Source organism: Streptomyces sp. CA-106110, from assembly GCF_050936285.1.
Taxonomy (GTDB): domain Bacteria; phylum Actinomycetota; class Actinomycetes; order Streptomycetales; family Streptomycetaceae; genus Streptomyces.
Genome location: NZ_JBNJNB010000001.1, coordinates 6,085,498 through 6,103,465, shown reverse-complemented (window position 1 = coordinate 6,103,465; position 17,968 = coordinate 6,085,498). Strand labels below are relative to the sequence as shown.

Sequence of the window (17,968 nt, the reverse complement as noted above, 5' to 3'; positions counted from 1 at the left end):
GAAAGTTCAATCGTCAACTAAAGTGGAAGCACAAAGGAGGTACCGACATGCCTGCAGTGACCGTCGAGAACCCGCTGACCCTGCCCCGTGTGGTCACGCCCGCCGACGCGGTGTCCCGTCCCGTGCTCGGTGTCACGACCGCGCCCAGCGGCTTCGAGGGCGAGGGTTTCCCGGTTCGCCGGGCGTTCGCCGGAATCCACTACCGCCACCTCGACCCCTTCATCATGATGGACCAGATGGGCGAGGTGGAGTACGCGCCCGGCGAGCCCAAGGGCACGCCGTGGCACCCCCACCGCGGCTTCGAAACCGTCACGTACATCATCGACGGAATCTTCGACCACCAGGACTCCCAAGGCGGTGGCGGCACCATCACCAACGGTGACACCCAGTGGATGACAGCCGGCTCCGGCCTCCTGCACATCGAAGCCCCGCCGGAGTCGCTCGTCGTGTCCGGCGGCCTGTTCCACGGCATCCAGCTCTGGGTCAACCTGCCCGCCAAGGACAAGATGATGGCCCCGCGCTACCAGGACATCCGTGGCGGCCAGGTCCAGTTGCTGACGACTCCCGACGGCGGCGCCCTCCTGCGCGTCATCGCCGGTGAGCTGGACGGTCACCAGGGCCCCGGTATCACGCACACGCCGATCAGCCTGATCCACGCGACCGTGGCGCCCGGCGCCGAGGTCACGCTGCCCTGGCGCGAGGACTTCAACGGCCTCGCGTACGTCCTGGCCGGACGCGGCAGCGTGGGCACCGAGCGGCGGCCGATCCACGTCGGGCAGACCGCCGTGTTCGGCGCGGGTTCCTCGATCACCGTCCGCGCGGACGAGAAGCAGGACTCCAACACGCCGGACCTCGAGGTCCTCCTGCTGGGCGGACAGCCGATCCGTGAGCCGATGGCGCACTACGGGCCGTTCGTGATGAACACCCGTGAGGAGCTCCAGCAGGCGTTCGAGGACTTCCAGAAGGGGCGCCTCGGCACGATCCCGGCGGTGCACGGGATGGACGAGAAGGGGCCGCAGGGCGCCTGACCTCTCCTACCCCCACTGGCCCTGACGTCGCGTCACCCGGGCGGGCCGTCCGCACAGGACAGCCCGCCCGTGCGCGTGGTCGGCTGGTGGGGTGCAGCTTCTCCCCGAGCCCGTACGCCGGCTGGCCGCCTGGTGCGCCGTCCTTCTGCTGGTCGCCGGGGTCGGCTGGGTCGTGATCAGGCTGTGCGGGGAGTTCCGTACGGCTGTCGTGCCCGTGCTGCTCGCGCTGCTCGGGACCGCGCTCCTCGGGCCGCTGCACCGGCAGCTCGTGCGGGTCGGCGTGCACCGGTCCCTGGCCGCCGTGATCACCTGCGTCGCCGTGGTGGCCGTGGTCGGCGGCGCGGTCTACATCGTCGTCACCGCGCTCATCGACACCGGCGGCCAGATCGTCGCCTCGCTCAAACGGGCCGGGAAGTCGGTCGCGCAGTACTTCGGAGCCGCCGGGACTTCGCTGGACGACCTGGCCTCCCACTCCAAGGAACTGCTGACCAAGTTCGGCGGGACCGCCGCCTCCAACGTCCTCAGCGGGGTCAGCGTGGTCGGCGAGGCCATCGCCATGGCCGTCCTCGCCCTGCTGCTCGTCTTCTTCTTCCTGCGCGACGGCCACCGGGCCGCCGGACTGCTGCGCTCGCTGACCCCGCGGGACGCCGGGGACACCGTCGAGGCGATGGCGCGGCGCGCCTACGAGGCGGTCGAGGGATTCATGCGCGGGACCACGCTCATCGCACTCATCGACGCCTTCTGCATCACCGTGGGGCTGCTGATCCTCCAAGTGCCCGGCGCGATCGGGCTGGGCGCGCTCGTCTTCGTCGGTGCGTACGTCCCGTATCTCGGCGCCTTTCTGTCCGGCGCCGTGGCGATCCTGGTCGCCCTCGCCGACCGCGGGTTCGTCATCGCACTGTGGGCGCTCGGCGTGGTCATCGCCGTGCAGATGCTGGAGGGACATGTGCTCCAGCCGGCGATCCAGAGCCGGACGGTGCAGATGCACCCTGCGGCGGTACTGCTGGCGATCACCGCGGGGGCCTCGGTCGCGGGGATCCTGGGGATGCTGCTCGCGGTGCCGCTGACGGCGGCGGCCTTCGGCGTGGCACACGAGCTGCGGACGCGGTACGGGCACGAGGAGACGGCCGTCGTGCCGCCGGAACCAGAGGGTGGAGAGGAACGGCCGCCGGCGACTTGACGCGAACGGGGTGCTTGGCGGCGGCGATGGTCCGGGGCCTCGACGCCTGCCGAGACCTGCGTGCCCCGGGGAGCGGCGGCCGGGGCCGGGCGCCGACCGCCGAGCTGCTGAGCCGACGGCCGGGTCGCCGCGCCCGTTGGGTCGCTGGGCCAGGGCCGACTCGCCGGGCCGCTGGGCCAGGGGCCGACCGCCGGGTCGCCGCGCCCAAGCCCAGCCCCGCGCCAAACCTTCGTCAGCGCACCCCGCCCGTCACCGCATTCACGTCACCGCATCCGCGCCCCCGTAGCCGCCGCCTAGACCTTGGCGGCGTCCTTCGTCGGCTCCTCGTGCAGTTCGAACCAGATGCTCTTGCCTTCGCCCCGGGGATCCACCCCCCAGGCGTCGGCGAGCAGTCCGACCAGGACCAGGCCGCGGCCTGAGGAGGCGAGCTCGCCGGGGCGGCGTTTGTGGGGAAGGTCGTCGCTGGCGTCCGTGACCTCGACGCGGACCCGGCGTCCGCTGCCGCCGTTCAGGCCGTCCCCGTCCTGGAAGACCTCGGCGACGAGGAGCGCGTCCGTGTCGGTGTGCACGAGGACGTTCGTCAGCACCTCGGAGACCAGGAGCACCGCCGAGTCCACCTGGTCCTCGGATGACCAGTCGTGCAGCAGTTCGCGCAGCTGGTGCCGGGCGCTCGCGATCCGCTCCGGTTCTGCCTGCGCGATCGTCAGCATCATGCGGCGCACGGGCTGCCGTATCTCTGTGGCCGGTTCGCAGCCGCACCCCGGGGCCACCCGGCACAGCAACACCACGGCTATGTCGTCCTCGCGCCGGTCGGTCAGCGGCCCGGTGGCGTGGTGGGAGGAGGGCCCGTGCACGGCCTGGACCAGCGCGTCGGCCAGCCCCTCCATGTCGCCTTGGTGCTCCTCGAGGATCCGCCGGATCCTCCGCCAGCCGGTGTCCAGGTCGTGCCCGCCGGTCTCGATCAGCCCGTCCGTGCAGAGCAGCAGGGTCTCGCCGGGTTCCAGGACGAGCCGGGTGGTCGGGTAGTCCGCGTCCGGGTCGATGCCGAGCGGCAGTCCGCCCGCCGTCGGCCGCATCAGCACGGTCCCGTCGGCCATGCGGATCGCCGGGTCGGGATGGCCGGCGCGGGCGAACTCCAGCGTGCCCGTCGCGGGGTCCACCTCGACGTACAGGCAGGTCGCGAAGCGCAGGTCGGCGCCGTCCTCGCCGTGGGTCATCCCGTGCAGGAAGCGCGAGGCGCGGGAGAGGACGGCGTCCGGACGATGGCCCTCGGCGGCATAGGCGCGCAGCGCTATCCGCAGCTGGCCCATGAGGCCCGCGGCGCGTACGTCGTGGCCCTGGACGTCGCCGATGGTCAGCGCGAACCGGCCTCCTGAGGAGTTCGTCCCGGAGGTGCCCCCGGGCAACTGGATCAGGTCGTACCAGTCGCCGCCCACCTGGAGCCCGCCGCCGGTCGGCACATAGCGCGCGGCCACCGTCATGCCGGGTATCCGGGGGCCCAGCGTGGGCAGCATCGAACGCTGCAGCCCGTCCGTGAGCTCCCGCTCCGTCTCGGCGGCGCCCGCGCGGAACAGTGCCTGGGCGAGCATGCGGGCGACCGTGGTGAGCACAGCGCGCTCGTCGGGCGTGAAGGTGACCGGGTGCTTGAACGCCGCCATCCAGGCGCCCATCGTCCGCCCCGACACGGTCAGCGGCAGGAACGCCCACGACTGGCGTCCGAAGTGAGCGGCGAGCGGCCAGGAGACGGGGTAGCGGGCCTTGTACTCCTCGGGTGAGGACAGATAGACGGCGCGGCCGGTACGGACGACCTCGGCGGCCGGGTAGTCCGTGTCCAGCAGCATCTGTGTGAAGGGGCCCTCGGCCCCCGGCTTGTGCCCGTGGTGCCCGACGACGGTCAGCCGGTCGCCCTCGACCCCGAACACGGCGAGCCCGTCCGGGGAGAAACCGGGCATGGCCAGCCCCGCCGCGACCCGCAGCACCTCCTCCGTCGACCGCGCCTCGGCCAGGGCGCGTCCCGCGTCCAGCAGGAACGCCTCGCGCGAGCGGCGCCAGTCGCCGGTGACGGGGGAACGCACGGCGCTCGGGGAGGGATCCGTGACCTCCTGGAGGGTGCCCACCAGTTCGTACGCACCTGTGTGCGGGTCGATCGAGGGCTTCGAGCGGCTGCGGACGGTGCGCACCACGCGTCCGTGCGCGTCCATGATGCGCATCCGCATCTCGGCGATGGTGCCCTCGGCCAGCGCGAGCTGGACGATTCCGTCGACCTCGTTCCAGTCGACGGGGTGGAAACGGGCACGGATACCGGCCTCGGTGAGGATCGCCGGCTCGGCGGGCAGCCCGACCAGCCGCGCGGCCTCCGCGTCCAGGGTGACGAGCCCCCCGGCGGCGTCGTAGCGCCATAGACCGGTCGCGAGAGCGGCCAGGACATCCCCCACGGCGGGCAGGGGCTCACCAGTACGCATTGCCCCACTGTAAGAAGCGGGGATCGACGGATGCCACCGAACGCGGGAACAGGGGATCTTGAAATGATTCGTGGTGATCTCCGACAGGTTCCATGCCCTCAAACTGGTTCGACGTGGTTCTGCGCGTCCGGACGCATCCGCGCCCCCGATCAGGGCGCGCCCGTAATCAAGGGGAGGCGATCTTGAGGCGGCCGGTACCCTTGGAAGGTCCCGGGCCGTGCCCGCCCGGAGGCGCCGGGGCGGCGGCCCCGGAAAGTCCCCGATCCGCGAAGACTGGATGAACGATGCATCGGTACAGGTCCCACACCTGCGGCGAGCTCCGCGCTTCTGACGTCGGCAGCGACGTCCGGCTGAGCGGCTGGCTGCACAATCGGCGCGACCTGGGCGGCATCCTCTTCATCGATCTGCGCGACCACTACGGCATCACGCAGCTCGTCGCCCGCCCCGGCACGCCCGCGTACGAGGCGCTCGACAAGCTCTCCAAGGAGACGGTCGTCCGCGCCGACGGCAAGGTCGTCTCCCGCGGCGCGGAGAACGTGAACCCGGACCTGCCGACCGGCGAGATCGAGATCGAGGTCGGCGAGGTGGAGGTGCTGGGCGAGGCCGCCCCGCTGCCCTTCACGATCAACACCGAGGACGGTGTGAACGAGGAGCGGCGCCTGGAGTACCGCTTCCTGGACCTGCGCCGCGAGCGCATGCACCGCAACATCATGCTGCGCACCGCGGTCATCTCCGCCATGCGCCAGAAGATGTCGGCGATGGGCTTCAACGAGATGGCGACGCCGATCCTCAGCGCTACCTCCCCCGAGGGCGCCCGCGACTACGTGGTCCCCTCGCGTGTGCACCCGGGTCGGTTCTATGCGCTGCCGCAGGCCCCGCAGCAGTTCAAGCAGCTGCTGATGATCTCCGGCTTCGACCGCTACTTCCAGATCGCGCCCTGCTTCCGTGACGAGGACGCCCGCGCGGACCGCTCGCCGGGCGAGTTCTACCAGCTCGACGTCGAGATGAGCTTCGTCGAGCAGGAGGACGTCTTCCAGCCGATCGAGAAGCTCATGACGGAGCTCTTCGAGGAGTTCGGCGGCGGGCGTCACGTCACCTCGCCCTTCCCCCGGATCCCGTTCCGCGAGGCGATGCTGAAGTACGGCTCCGACAAGCCGGACCTGCGCGCCAAGCTGGAGCTGGTGGACATCACCGATGTCTTCGAGGGCTCCGAGTTCAAGGCTTTTGCGGGCCGGCACGTGCGCGCGCTGCCGGTGCCGGACGTCTCCGCGCAGCCGCGGAAGTTCTTCGACCAGCTCGGTGAGTTCGCGGTCTCGCTGGGCGCCAAGGGCCTGGCCTGGGTGCGCGTCGCCGAGGACGGCTCGCTGACCGGCCCGATCGCGAAGTTCCTGACCGAGGGGAACGTCGCCGAGCTGACGAAGCGGCTGTCCCTGGCCTCCGGCCACGCGGTGTTCTTCGGCGCCGGCGACTTCGACGAGGTCTCGAAGATCATGGGCGCGGTGCGGGTGGAAGCCGCCAAGCGTGCCAGCCACTTCGAGGACGGCGTCTTCCGCTTCTGCTGGATCGTCGACTTCCCGATGTACGAGAAGGACGAGGAGACCGGCGCGATCGACTTCTCGCACAACCCGTTCTCGATGCCGCAGGGCGGCCTCGAGGCGCTTCAGACGCAGGACCCGCTGGACATCCTGGGCTGGCAGTACGACATCGTCTGCAACGGCGTCGAGCTGTCCTCCGGCGCGATCCGGAACCACGAGCCGGACATCATGCTCAAGGCCTTCGAGATCGCGGGCTACGACCGGGAGACCGTCGAGGAGAAGTTCGCGGGCATGCTCCGTGCCTTCCGCTTCGGCGCCCCGCCGCACGGCGGCATCGCCCCCGGCGTCGACCGCATCGTGATGCTGCTGGCCGACGAGCCGAACATCCGCGAGACGATCTCCTTCCCGCTCAACGGCAACGCCCAGGACCTGATGATGGGCGCGCCGACGGAGCTGGACGAGCCGCGGCTGCGCGAGCTGCACCTCTCCATCCGCAAGCCGCAGCCGAAGTAAGGCGCGACACGAGAGCGGGCCCGGAACCCCCGAGAAGGGGTTCCGGGCCCGTCCGTCTTTCCCGCGGGCATCCCCCGCGGACACGGCGTCAGGACAGGGCCTCGTACCCGCCCCGACCGGTCGCGATCTTCACCTGCGCGGCGAACGACCGCTTTGTTCACCGGGGATCTCGGAAATGCCGCGGGGCCCCGGGAACGCATCGTTCCCGGGGCCCCGCGGAGCGGCCGACGTGCTTACGCCGTCTCGCCGCCGAAGCGCTCCTTGTAGTTCTCCAGGTCCTCTTCCGTGAGCTTGGCGAAGAGGACCGGCGGGACGGTGAAGGGCGTGCCGGGGGCGACGGTGGCGAGGGACTTGGCCTCCTCCTGCGTGACCCAGATCGCCGTGTCGTCCTTCAGGTCGAAGGCGCCGCGCATGGCCGCGGACGACGTCGGGATGAACGGCTCCGAGATCACCGCGTACAGGTGGATCAGGTTCATCGCCGTGCGCAGGGTGAGGGCCGCGCCCTCCTTGTTCGTCTTGATCTCCAGCCAGGGGGCCTTCTCCTCCAGGTAGGAGTTGCCGGCCGACCACAGGGCGCGCAGCGAGGCCGCCGCCTTGCGGAACTGGATGGCCTCCATGTGCTCCTCGTACTCCGCGAGGAGGCGCCCGATCTCCTCGCCGAGCTTCGCCTCGGCCTCGCCCGGCTCACCGCCCTCCGGGACCGCGTCGCCGAAGCGCTTGCGGGAGAAGGACAGCACCCGGTTGACGAAGTTGCCGAGCGTGTCCGCCAGGTCCTTGTTCACCGTGGCCGTGAAGTGCTCCCAGGTGAAGGAGGAGTCGTCGGACTCCGGCGCGTTCGCCATCATGAAGTAGCGCCAGTAGTCGGCGGGCAGGATCTCCAGCGCGTCATGGGTGAAGACGCCGCGCTTCTGCGAGGTGGAGAACTTGCCGCCGTAGTAGTTGAGCCAGTTGAAGGCCTTGATGACGTCGACCTTCTTCCACGGCGAGCGGGTGCCCAGCAGGGTCGCCGGGAACATCACGCTGTGGAAGGGCACATTGTCCTTGCCCATGAACTGCGTGTAGTGGACGTCCGCGTCCGACTCCCACCACCACGAGCGCCAGTCCCGGTTCTCCGGGTCCTGGTCCGCCCACTCCTTTGTGGCGCCGATGTACTCGATCGGGGCGTCGAACCACACGTAGAAGACCTTGCCCTCGAGGGCCAGGTCCGGCCAGGTGTCGGCCGGTACCGGCACGCCCCAGTCCAGGTCACGGGTGATCGCACGGTCGTGCAGGCCCTCGGTGAGCCACTTGCGGGCGATCGAGGAGGCCAGGATCGGCCAGTTGTCGGCGCGCTCGTCGACCCACGCCTCGACCTCTCCGGCCAGTGCGGACTGGAGGAGGAAGAGGTGCTTGGTCTCGCGGACCTCCAGGTCGCTGCTGCCGCTGATCGCCGACCGCGGGTCGATCAGGTCCGTGGGGTCGAGGACACGCGTGCAGTTCTCGCACTGGTCGCCGCGGGCCTTGTCGTAGCCGCAGTGCGGGCAGGTGCCGATGATGTACCGGTCGGGCAGGAAGCGGCCGTCGGTGTTCGAGTACACCTGGCGGATGGCTCGCTCCTCGATGAACCCGTTCGCCTTCAGCTCGCGGGCGATCTCCTGGGTGATGTCCCGGTTCTGCGTGGAAGAGCTGCGGCCGAAGTAGTCGAAGGCCAGGTTGAAGCCGTCGTACACGGCCTTCTGCGCGTCATGGGCCTGGGCGCAGAACTCGTCGACCGGCAGGCCCAGCTCCTTCGCCGCCAGCTCGGCGGGGGTGCCGTGCTCGTCCGTGGCGCAGATGTAGAGCACGTCGTGGCCGCGCTGGCGCAGATACCGGGAGTACACGTCCGCCGGGAGCATGGACCCCACCATGTTGCCCAGGTGCTTGATCCCGTTGATGTACGGAAGGGCGCTGGTGATGAGGTGTCGAGCCATCGCGGGCTGCTCCCAAATTGTTGCGTGGAGTGACGGGCGTCGGCTTTTCGGGCCGTCTGCGTCGTCTGCGAACCTTGAAATCGTAGCCGAAACAGGCGGGCCGCCCGCTTCCCGTTTTATGACGTGGGAAGGGGCGGCCGGATGCCGTTGCGCCGGTCGGGCGTACCTTACGGGCGCCAGGCCGCCAGTACGCCCTCGTAGACCTCCGTGTCCGTGAGCTCGCGGGGGGTCTCGCCGGCCAGGAAGTGGGCGGTGTTGTCCGTCTTGAGCTTGCGGAGGTAGTCGAAGGCCTTGTTCTCCGGGTCGCCGAAGGCGATGAAGGAGAAGAAGAGGCCGGGGTGGCTCTTCGCGGCGTTCGTGAGGGACTGGGTGGCGGGGGTCTTGGCGTCCGGGGCGCCGTCCGTCTGGAAGATCACCAGGCCCGGCAGAGCGGGGTCCGAGGACTTCTCGTGCTGGGCGATCACCGCTTCCACGGCCGCGTGGTAGCTCGTGCGGCCCATGCGGCCGAGGCCCGCGTGGAGGTCGTCGATCCGGTTCTCGTGGTCGGCGAGGGTGATTTCGCCGGTGCCGTCCAGTTCCGTGGAGAAGAAGACGACGTGCACCGTCGCCTCGGAGTCCAGGTGGGCGGCGAGGGCGAGGGCCTGCTCGCCGAGGGCCTGGGCGGAACCGTCCTTGTAGTACGGGCGCATGGAGGCCGAGCGGTCGAGCACCAGGTAGACCTTGGCGCGGGTGCCGGTGAGGTCGAACTTCTCGAGGGAGGTCGCCGCGGCCTTGTAGGCGGTGGCCAGGCCGGGGGCGAGGGAGGTGAGCCCGTCGAGGGTCAGCGCGGGCAGGGCAGCCTGCGGCTCGGCCGCTTCGACCTGCGGCTCGGGCGTCTCGGCCTGCTCCTCGGGTGCTTCAGCCTGGGGCTCGGTTGCTTCGGCCTGGGGTTCGGGCGCTTCGGCCTGCGGTTCGGCCGTCTCGGCGGTGTCGTTCCCGTTCTGGGCTGCCTCGCTGTCGGCGGCCACGGGCTCGGAAGCGGGGGCTGCCTCCGGCTCCGGCTCCGATTCGGCTTCGGGGGTCGCTTCGGCGGCGGGCTCGCGCTCGGGGGTGGCTTCGGGCTCCGGCTCTGCCGTGACCTCGGCCGTCGGCTCCGGTTCGGGGGCCGCCTCCGGCTCCGGTTCGGCCTCGGGGGTGGCTTCGGCGGCGGGCTCCGGCTCGGGCTGCGCCTCTGCCGCGACCTCTTCGGCCGGTTCCGGCTCCGGTGCGACTTCCGCGGCAGGCTCCGGCGCCGTCTCGGCCTCCGGTCCTTCCGTCACCTCGGCGGCCTCGGCCTCCGGCTCCGCCGCAACTTCAGCCTCGGCCTCGGCGGCCTCGGCTTGGGCAACCTCAGCCTCCGCGTCGGGCGTCGCCGTGGGCTCCGCCTCTGCCTCGGCCGGCGTCTCGGCCTGAACCGGCTCCTCGGTCTCTCCCTCGGCCGACGTCTCCGTCTCTACCTCGGCGGGCGTCTCCGCTTCCGCCTCGGCCTGAACTGGCTCCTCGGCCTCGACCTCGGTCATCGCCGCAGCGTCAGTCTCCGCGTCGGGCGTCGCCGTAGGCTCGGCCTCCGCCTCAGCGGGCGCCTCTGCCTCGGCCGACGTCTCCGCCGTCGCCTCAGCCTCCGCCTGCACCAGCGTCTCCGCCTCCGCCTGCACCAGCGTCTTCGCCTCGGGCTGCACCGACGCCTCCGCAGGCGCGGAAGCCTCCTGTAGCGCGGAACCCTCCGCCGGCGCCGTAGCCTCCGCCAGCGCCGAAGCCTCCGGCTCCTCCGTCGGAGTCGCCTGCCTCGGGACCGTCACGTTGTCGAACGCGGCCGAGACCAGTTCGTGTTCGTCCACCCAGTCCGACGACTGCTGGGCCGGGATCCCGGGTGTCGCGGCCGGCGCGGTGGTCTCCGTGGCGGACGGTTCCGGCTGTGTCGCCGGTGCCGAAACCGCCGGTTCCGTGGGCGTCGCCGTCTCCCGCGAGGGCTCCTCCTCGGCGGAGCGACCCTTGCGTGAGCGGCCGAACGCGTTCCGCAGGAGAGTGAGAATGCCCATGTGCGCAACCCTTCGCATGAGTTGATGCCCGTCAATCCCTGGCCAGGACGGACACGTAAGGTTAGCGGTCACAGGTGGCGATCTTGGGCAGGGTCCGGCCATCGGAAGCGCCCGGTGTCAACGGCGCGATCCCGCCATCGCCTGCCGTCCGGCCAGGCGGTCTGACCGCCGTGCCCCCCCGCGCGGACCGCGCCTTGCCGACCGCTGCTCCAACCCCCGTACGGCTCCCACTGATTCACCCATCGTTCATCAGTCCGCCTGAATCTCGCACATCCACCCCCCTAAGGTCACGCCCACACCAAGAGATCGCATGGGGAGAGTAAAGTGCGCAAACCGCTGCCGCTGATCGGAACGCCGTCCGGCTCGCACCCCGGCGGCCGGTCCGCCCTGACCTGCCGTTTCCGGTGTGGTGACGCCTGTTTCCACGAGGTGCCCAACACCACCACCAACGAGTACGTCGGCGACGTCATCGCCGGAGCCCTCAGCCGCCGTTCCGCCCTGCGCGCCGCCGCCGTCGTCACGGTCGCCGCCGGCGCGGGAACGGCAGCCGTCGCCAAGGCCCCGCAGGCCTCGGCCGCCACCGACGCCCGGGGCAACGCCGCGAGCACCGCCGGCGGGGCCCGCGGTCTGCGGTTCGCGTCCGTCGCCCCCAACACCACCGACGCCGTGGTCGTGCCGGAGGGCTACCGGCAGAACGTGGTCATCCACTGGGGCGACCCGATCCTCCGTGGTGCCCCCGCCTTCGACCCGGAGAACCAGACCGCCGCCGCCCAGGCCGGCCAGTTCGGGTACAACAACGACTTCCTCGCCCTTCTGCCCCTCCCGGGCGAGTGCGACCGTCAGCTCCTCGTGGCGAACCACGAGTACACCGACGAAGTGATCATGTTCCGCGGGTACGACCCGGCGAACCCCACCCGGCAGCAGGTGGAGGTGGCCTGGGCCGCCCACGGGCTCGCCGCCGTGGTCGTCGAGGAGGACAAGAAGACGGGCCGCCTCACCGCGGTGCCCCGCCACCACCTCAACCGCCGTGTCACCGCCACCAGCGAGTTCCGTCTCACCGGCCCCGCCGCCGGATCGGACCTCCTGAAGACCTCCGCCGACCCGACCGGCCGCACGGTCCTCGGCACGCTCAACAACTGCTCCGGCGGCACCACCCCGTGGGGCACCACCCTGCACGGCGAGGAGAACTTCAACCAGTACTTCGCCAACGGGTCCAGCGCCACGGACAAGCGGTACGGCATCGGCACCTCCGCCACCGAGCGCAAGTGGGAGCGGTTCGACAAGCGCTTCGATTTGGCCCAGGAGCCCAACGAGGTCAACCGCTTCGGGTACGTCGTCGAGTTCGACCCGTACGACCCGACGTCCACGCCCCGCAAGCGCACCGCGCTCGGCCGCTTCAAGCACGAGGCCGCGACCGTGCGGCTGACCGAGGACGGGCGGCCCGTCGTCTACTCCGGTGACGACGAGCGGTTCGACTACTTCTACAAGTTCGTCAGCAGCAAGCGGATGCGGCACGGGAACTCCCGGTCCGCGCGTGAGCACAACCTCACGCTCCTCGACGAGGGGACGCTCTACGTCGCCAAGCTGACCGGCGACTCCCCGGCCGCCGACATCGACGGCAGCGGCAAGCTCCCGGGCGACGGGGAGTTCGACGGTTCCGGCACCTGGATCCCGCTCGCCACCGCCACCGCCGACGGCGCCGTGTCCCACGTCGAGGGCATGAGCGCTGACGAGGTCTTCGTGTTCACCCGGCTCGCCGGGGACAAGGCCGGTGCGACCAAGATGGACCGGCCCGAGGACATCCAGCCGTCCCCGCACACCGGCAAGGTGTACGTCGTCCTCACCAATAACACCAACCGAGGCAAGACCGGATCGCCGGCCGCCGACGAGGCCAACCCGCGCAACGGCAACAAGCACGGGCACATCCTGGAGCTGACCGAGGGCCGCAACCGGCCCGAGAGCACCGTGTTCGCCTGGTCGGTCTTCCTCGTCGCGGGTGACCCCGCCGACTCCTCCACGTACTTCGCCGGCTTCCCGAAGGACCGGGTCAGCCCGATCTCCTGCCCGGACAACGTGGCCTTCGACCCGCACGGCAACCTGTGGATCTCCACCGACGGCAACCAGCTCGGCTCCCACGACGGGCTCTTCGGCGTCGCCGTGCGCGGTGAGCGGCGCGGTGAGCTCAAGCAGTTCCTGACCGTGCCGAACGGCGCCGAGACCTGCGGCCCGATCGTTCAGAACCGGCGCGTGATCGTGGCCGTGCAGCACCCGGGCGAGATCGACGGTGCGAGCGTCGAGAAGCCGGCCAGCACCTGGCCCGACGGGCCGGGGAAGATCGTCCGCCCCGCCGTCGTGGCGGTGTGGCGCGCGGACGGCCGTGACGTAGGGGTCTGACCCTCGGGTCGGACCCCTGACGGGGGACGAGGGGGCGGCGCCCGGCTGGCACCGCCCCCTTTGCCGCGAGTGACGGGATGCCCTAGGGCAGCGACAGCTCCACCAGCGATTCCCTGTTGCCGCCGACCACTGGAGGCCACTCGCTGTGCTCTGGTGGCTTTCACCGCGCTCCCGCCACAGGTGTGGAAGCAGACCTGGGCCGGCCACTCGCCCTCAGCCGCACACCACATCCGTGGACGTGAGCTAGGCGCGGCGCGTGGCCACCGAGAGCACGTCCTCCAGCGCGTCAGTGACCGGCCGCAGGAACACAGCTAACTCATCGGCCGTGGGCTCGGTCTCGCTGTCCAGGACGGCCCGCACGAGGACCAACAGCGCAGCGACGGTTTCCAGCGAGGAAAGGTCGGTCGGCCTGTTCATGAGGTTGCGGTGGTTCGGCCGTGCGGATGCCTGCGAATCGTCCGCGCTGCGTCGAATCTTGCCCACGCTTTTCCGGCTCGCTTGGCGGCGGCCAGCGCGATGGACGCTTCTTCGCACGTTGCGCAACCGGCGATGGGACGCGCTTCGTACAGCCAATCGTCTAGGGGTAGCTCAACCGGCGCTTGCGGGTAGCGAGTCGGCTCGATCATGCAGCACCCCTGGCGTAGGTCTGGCCCATCCTCGCCAGTAAGGCCGCCCGTCGCCTCCCGCGCTGTCGACGCCGTTCTTGCTCCCGCTCCCATGCGATCACGTACGGCCAGATAACCGCAGCCTCTTCGCCCACCAGCTGGGCTGACTCATGGAGCCTGCGGCAGCGGATGGGTACGGATTCCAGCTGCCGAGTCTCCCGAATCGGTTCGCGCCGGTGCTTTCGGGCGGGCATGACCAATGCGAGGCGCAGCGCAAATAGAGTGCGCGTAGCGGAACCTCCTATGTTCCGTTAGCCCCTGGGAAGCGGCCCTTGCCCGGCCGTCCTGGGGGCGCTTTCTTTCCTTGGCCAACAGTACTCGTGGTTGTCCGCAGTTATCTACGGATGCATGGAAACCTGCGGTCACCCACGCTCGGATCATGGAACTTGATCGCACGCGCCCGCTGTGGAGGCAGATTGCGGCGGAGATCATCCGACGCATTGAAAGTGGCACTTATCCGCCCGGCAGTCGAGTACCCAGCACGCTGGAAATCGCACAAGAGTTCGGTGTAGTCAATGCCACAGCGGCCAAGGCCATGCGGCACGTGCGGGAGCAGGGGTACACGCGCGGGGAAGTCGGGTTGGGCACCTTCGTCGCTGACTCGCTGCCGACCGGCGGCAGCTGACCACATCAGATTTGCGAAACCCTGACAGCACGAGCATCGGTGGTAACTCGAGCCTCAACTTCGCAAGGGGTTTCGGCTGTTCATACCTGCCTCACTGCTTCTGGCTTGCGTCCGTCCTGCGCAATCCCGTGGCGGCGACTGCGCAGGACGGGGCGGTGGCTGCGCAATGCCTGCCCCCTGCGTACTTTGGGTGCGCAACGCCGTGACCTGCTGTGGTCGGGCCCATGGTCGGGTGTGCGCAGCCGCTGCGTGGGCTGGCTACTGCATCCAGCCGGCTCTCTGGTCGGGGTCCTGGACGGGGCGCCATACGGGCGCTGACGGGCCGTGTTGGAGGAGATCGGTTAGTGGTGCCGCCAGGGCGGGGACCTCGCGGAGGAAGGCAGACACCGCCCATTTCGCGGCGGCCGCGCGCAGGGCCCTGATGCGGGTCTCGACACCAGCGGGGCCGGTGCCGTCCAGGACGAACAGCAGCCGTGGGAAGAGCGGGTAGTGCCGCCGCCATTCCTCCTGCAGCGGCTCCGCAGGCTGGCGCCGTCCGAGGGGCGCGGGCGTGTAGCGGTGGAGGCGGGCGTAGGCAGCGAGCTTCGCAGCCAGGCGCTCCGGGCCCATGGTCGCCCGGTCCACCTCCACGAATGCCCGCAGCATTGCACCGTCGCCGCCTTCACTGCCGCGCCGGTAGAACAACAGTGCGTCGGGGATGACGGCCTCGCCGCTTCCGAGCGGGTGGTAGACCTCGGGCATCCAGTCCAGCGGTCGGCACACCTCGTCGTGGCGGCGGGCGTCCTGGACAAAGGAGAGCCCGGTCTCGGTCACCACGAGCGCGTGTGCGAGCCGCAACCGCGCGGCGGTTCGATCGGACACCGTCTTCGGCGGCCGCCGCCCTCGCAGCTCCGGCCACTCGGAGGCGACCTGCACGCCGTACTGGGTGGAGAACCACACTCTCAGCCGTCCGGCTCGCGGCAGCGTGATGCGGTCGACCAGCCCCTCGGCACACAGCTTGGCCAGCCGCCGCCGGGTCTGCTCGATGCGCACCTCGGGGGCGAGTATCCGGTGCATCTGCTCAGTGGTGGCCATCCGGTACTGCGTCAGCACCGCCAGCGCCAACCGGTCACCACTGCCCACATCCACGTTCGTCATCATCGGCTGCTCTACCTCCTCTACGGTGCGACGCCGTCCTGCCTGGCGCCGCGCGTACCGGATAGAGCAGCAGTCAGCCCCGACCAGACCACCGACCCGGAAGCCCCGACCACGGTCACAATGCGACAACAGCGCACCCGACCGGGCTGACATCCCGCCCGACAACCTCGCCGAGTGCCGCCCGCACCGTGCAGCGCCTGGGTTGCGAAGCCGCAGATCACCATGTCTGTCGGGCCATGGTCGGGAGCCCGACAACCCTCTTCCCTCTCCCCTTGCCTGTCTGTCTGTCTGTTGTGTGGGTGGGGGCGGCATGTGTGGCAGGGGAGCCGCGAGGGTTGGGGCGGCCGCATGTCGTGTTGCGCGTCGGCGTGGCCTCCGCGCTTCGCACCGGACGGCACCGGCGCGGCCCGACGAGCGCACGAAAGCCGTCGGTGCCGTCTCGGCTGCGTCCGGCTTGGGCCTGCCCTTCGGAAGAACGGCCTCACCGAATCCTCTCCCCGGCAACTGTCCTGCAGGTTCCGCGAGGACCTCGCTAAGGAAGCGGGCCCGCTACTTGGAGACTGTCGCCATGCTCACCCAGGGCCACCGAGCTCGCCGACGGGGACAGGCCGCCCGGATCAACTGCGGCGCACGCCTACACGATCCGCGACCGCGGCGCGAGGGCCTGCGGCATCGAGGAGGGTTTCCCACCGCTGTAGTACCTGCCGCTCGTTACCCGACAACAACAACTCGGCCCACTTCGGCTTCGGACACCCCATGACCCCATCAGGGACGAATCACGAACTCAGGACACTAGGCCGTGCGCCGGCGGAGGGTGATGTCCACGATCAGCGCCCGGTGGTCGGTGTCGGCGATGTCCAGGAAGCGGGCCGAGTTCACGGAGAAGTCCCGCGAGAGGAGGACATGGTCGATCTGGGCGCCGAACGGCGGGGCGGTCCTGGCGGGCCAGGAGGGGATGCGCGCGTCGTCGGCGAGACGGGCTCCGTCGTGCAGGCCTGTGCCGAGGATGCGGCGGAAGGCGGCGTGGTCCTGGGAGGCGTTGAAGTCTCCGGCCACGATGGTGGGTGTGTCGCCGCCGGCCGCCGCGTAGGCGCGCAGCTTTCCCAGTTCGTGGCGCCAGAGGGAGACCTGGCCGGGGAGCGGGGGCATGGGGTGGGCGAGCTGGACGCGTACAGCGCGGCCGTGCACGTCGGCGACGGCTCCGGGCATGCCCATGGTGCCGGGCACGCCGGGCGCGGCCTTCAGCGGGAACCGGCTGAGGATGAGCGACCCGTCCGAACCGGCGCCCTCCACGGCCTGCCGGTAGGGGTAGGGGCCGGCCGGGCCGCCGAAGGCGTGCTGCAGGGTGGCGGAGCAGCGGTACTCGCACTCCTCGACGAACACGAGGTCGGGGCGCTCGCGGCGGATGGCGGGCGCGAGGGAGTCGGTGCCGCGGCCGAACTCGACGTTGGAGGTCAGCACCCGCAGTTCGGCGAGCGGGGTGCCGGAGGACTCGTCCGCCCTGCCGTACGGCTCGCTGTACCAGGCGAGCGCGGCGAGGACGAGGACGGCCCAGAGCATGCCGGTGCGCCAGCGGGCGAGCAGCGCGAGCAGGAGGGCCAGGGCGGTGGGGGCGAGCAGCCAGGGCAGAAAGGCGAGCAGTTGCGGTACGGGCGTGACCGCGTCGGTGTCGGCGGCCCGGCAGCCGACCACGACGCTCACTCCGGCGAGGAGCAGTCCGGCCGCCCAGAATCCCGCGCCCCGTCCTCGGGACCGGTGCGGGACCTCGGTCTGCCCGATCCGCCTCGCGGTCGCAGTCTCCACGTACCGCCGCCTTCCCCTCGGTGGACCCCGGTGCCCGAATCCTCCCTCGAAGACGGGGGTGGCGTGGAGAGGGTCGCCGGTACGCCGCCGAAGGGGGGCGGCTGCGGCCCCGAACGGGCTACGGTGCCGGCTCGGCGCGGTCTCCCGTCACCAGGGACCAGATCACGAACCCGCCGATCGCGATGGCGATGAACGACCAGACCGGGGCGTACGGCAGGAACATGAAGTAAAGGATCATGTAGAGGGCGGCCAGGCCCACGCCCGTCCAGCGCGCCCATTCCATGCCCTGGAGCACTCCCCAGCCCGTGATCATGAGTAGGGCCCCGACGACCAGGTGGATCCAGCCCCAGGTGGTGAGGCTGAACTGGTAGACGTAGTTGCCGACGCGGACGTAGACGTTGTTGGTGGCGATGCCCGCGATGCCGTTCAGCACGCCCACCACTCCTCCGACCATCATCAGGACCCCGGCGAACGCCGTGCCGCCGGTCGCCCACGCCGTACGCTTCGGGGGCGGCGCGGTGCGTGTGGTGTGCTGGACCATGGGGTCGCCTCCTCGGGGACGGGACGTTCATCCGCAGGTTCGCCCGGGCGGAGGAGCCGCGCAGGGGGAACGGGGCCGA

General features: G+C 70.5%; 12 protein-coding genes. 5 read left to right on the top strand and 7 right to left on the bottom strand.

Annotation, left to right across the window (positions count from 1 at the left end):
- Positions 1–47: 47 nt before the first annotated feature.
- Together ACQEXA_RS28110 and ACQEXA_RS28105 are read left to right on the top strand one after the other, a co-directional pair.
- Positions 48–1,028: a pirin family protein gene (locus tag ACQEXA_RS28110; RefSeq protein WP_432930300.1), complete on the top strand. Its 981-nt coding sequence runs from the start codon at positions 48–50 to the stop codon at positions 1,026–1,028.
- Positions 1,029–1,119: 91 nt separating this feature from the next.
- Positions 1,120–2,208, top strand: coding sequence for an AI-2E family transporter (locus tag ACQEXA_RS28105; protein ID WP_432930302.1), 1,089 nt, complete (start codon positions 1,120–1,122; stop codon positions 2,206–2,208).
- Between the two features lie 293 nt (positions 2,209–2,501).
- Here the strand turns inward: ACQEXA_RS28105 and ACQEXA_RS28100 are convergent, their stop codons facing one another.
- Entirely contained in the window at positions 2,502–4,670 is a 2,169-nt protein-coding gene (locus ACQEXA_RS28100; RefSeq protein ID WP_432930303.1) for a SpoIIE family protein phosphatase, read from the bottom strand.
- A 284-nt stretch (positions 4,671–4,954) separates the two neighbouring features.
- Between ACQEXA_RS28100 and aspS the strand changes: the two genes are divergently transcribed.
- On the top strand, positions 4,955–6,718 hold the full coding sequence (aspS, locus tag ACQEXA_RS28095) for an aspartate--tRNA ligase (RefSeq protein WP_432930305.1): 1,764 nt from the start codon (positions 4,955–4,957) through the stop codon (positions 6,716–6,718).
- Positions 6,719–6,951: 233 nt separating this feature from the next.
- On the opposite strand, the gene metG is transcribed toward aspS, so the two are convergent.
- Positions 6,952–8,667, bottom strand: coding sequence for a methionine--tRNA ligase (gene metG / locus ACQEXA_RS28090; protein ID WP_432930307.1), 1,716 nt, complete (start codon positions 8,665–8,667; stop codon positions 6,952–6,954).
- A 167-nt stretch (positions 8,668–8,834) separates the two neighbouring features.
- Entirely contained in the window at positions 8,835–10,724 is a 1,890-nt protein-coding gene (locus ACQEXA_RS28085) for a VWA domain-containing protein (protein WP_432930309.1), read from the bottom strand.
- A 324-nt stretch (positions 10,725–11,048) separates the two neighbouring features.
- Between ACQEXA_RS28085 and ACQEXA_RS28080 the strand changes: the two genes are divergently transcribed.
- Positions 11,049–13,118, top strand: coding sequence for a PhoX family protein (locus tag ACQEXA_RS28080; protein ID WP_432930311.1), 2,070 nt, complete (start codon positions 11,049–11,051; stop codon positions 13,116–13,118).
- A gap of 243 nt (positions 13,119–13,361) precedes the next feature.
- Here ACQEXA_RS28080 and ACQEXA_RS28075 read toward each other — a convergent pair whose 3' ends face one another.
- Positions 13,362–13,535, bottom strand: a complete 174-nt coding sequence (locus ACQEXA_RS28075) for a hypothetical protein (protein WP_433131425.1) — start codon at positions 13,533–13,535, stop codon at positions 13,362–13,364.
- A gap of 627 nt (positions 13,536–14,162) precedes the next feature.
- Between ACQEXA_RS28075 and ACQEXA_RS28070 the strand changes: the two genes are divergently transcribed.
- Positions 14,163–14,408 (top strand): GntR family transcriptional regulator, encoded by a 246-nt coding sequence (locus ACQEXA_RS28070; protein WP_359402916.1) that lies wholly within the window; start codon positions 14,163–14,165, stop codon positions 14,406–14,408.
- A 258-nt stretch (positions 14,409–14,666) separates the two neighbouring features.
- Here the strand turns inward: ACQEXA_RS28070 and ACQEXA_RS28065 are convergent, their stop codons facing one another.
- From ACQEXA_RS28065 to ACQEXA_RS28055, 3 genes are all read right to left on the bottom strand, one after another.
- Positions 14,667–15,548: a replication-relaxation family protein gene (locus ACQEXA_RS28065; RefSeq protein ID WP_432930314.1), complete on the bottom strand. Its 882-nt coding sequence runs from the start codon at positions 15,546–15,548 to the stop codon at positions 14,667–14,669.
- A 789-nt stretch (positions 15,549–16,337) separates the two neighbouring features.
- Positions 16,338–17,348: an endonuclease/exonuclease/phosphatase family protein gene (locus ACQEXA_RS28060; protein ID WP_432930316.1), complete on the bottom strand. Its 1,011-nt coding sequence runs from the start codon at positions 17,346–17,348 to the stop codon at positions 16,338–16,340.
- Between the two features lie 118 nt (positions 17,349–17,466).
- Positions 17,467–17,889 carry a DUF7144 family membrane protein gene (locus tag ACQEXA_RS28055; protein WP_361828469.1) on the bottom strand — a complete coding sequence of 141 codons (423 nt, stop codon included), beginning with the start codon at positions 17,887–17,889 and terminating at the stop codon, positions 17,467–17,469.
- Positions 17,890–17,968: the final 79 nt, after the last annotated feature.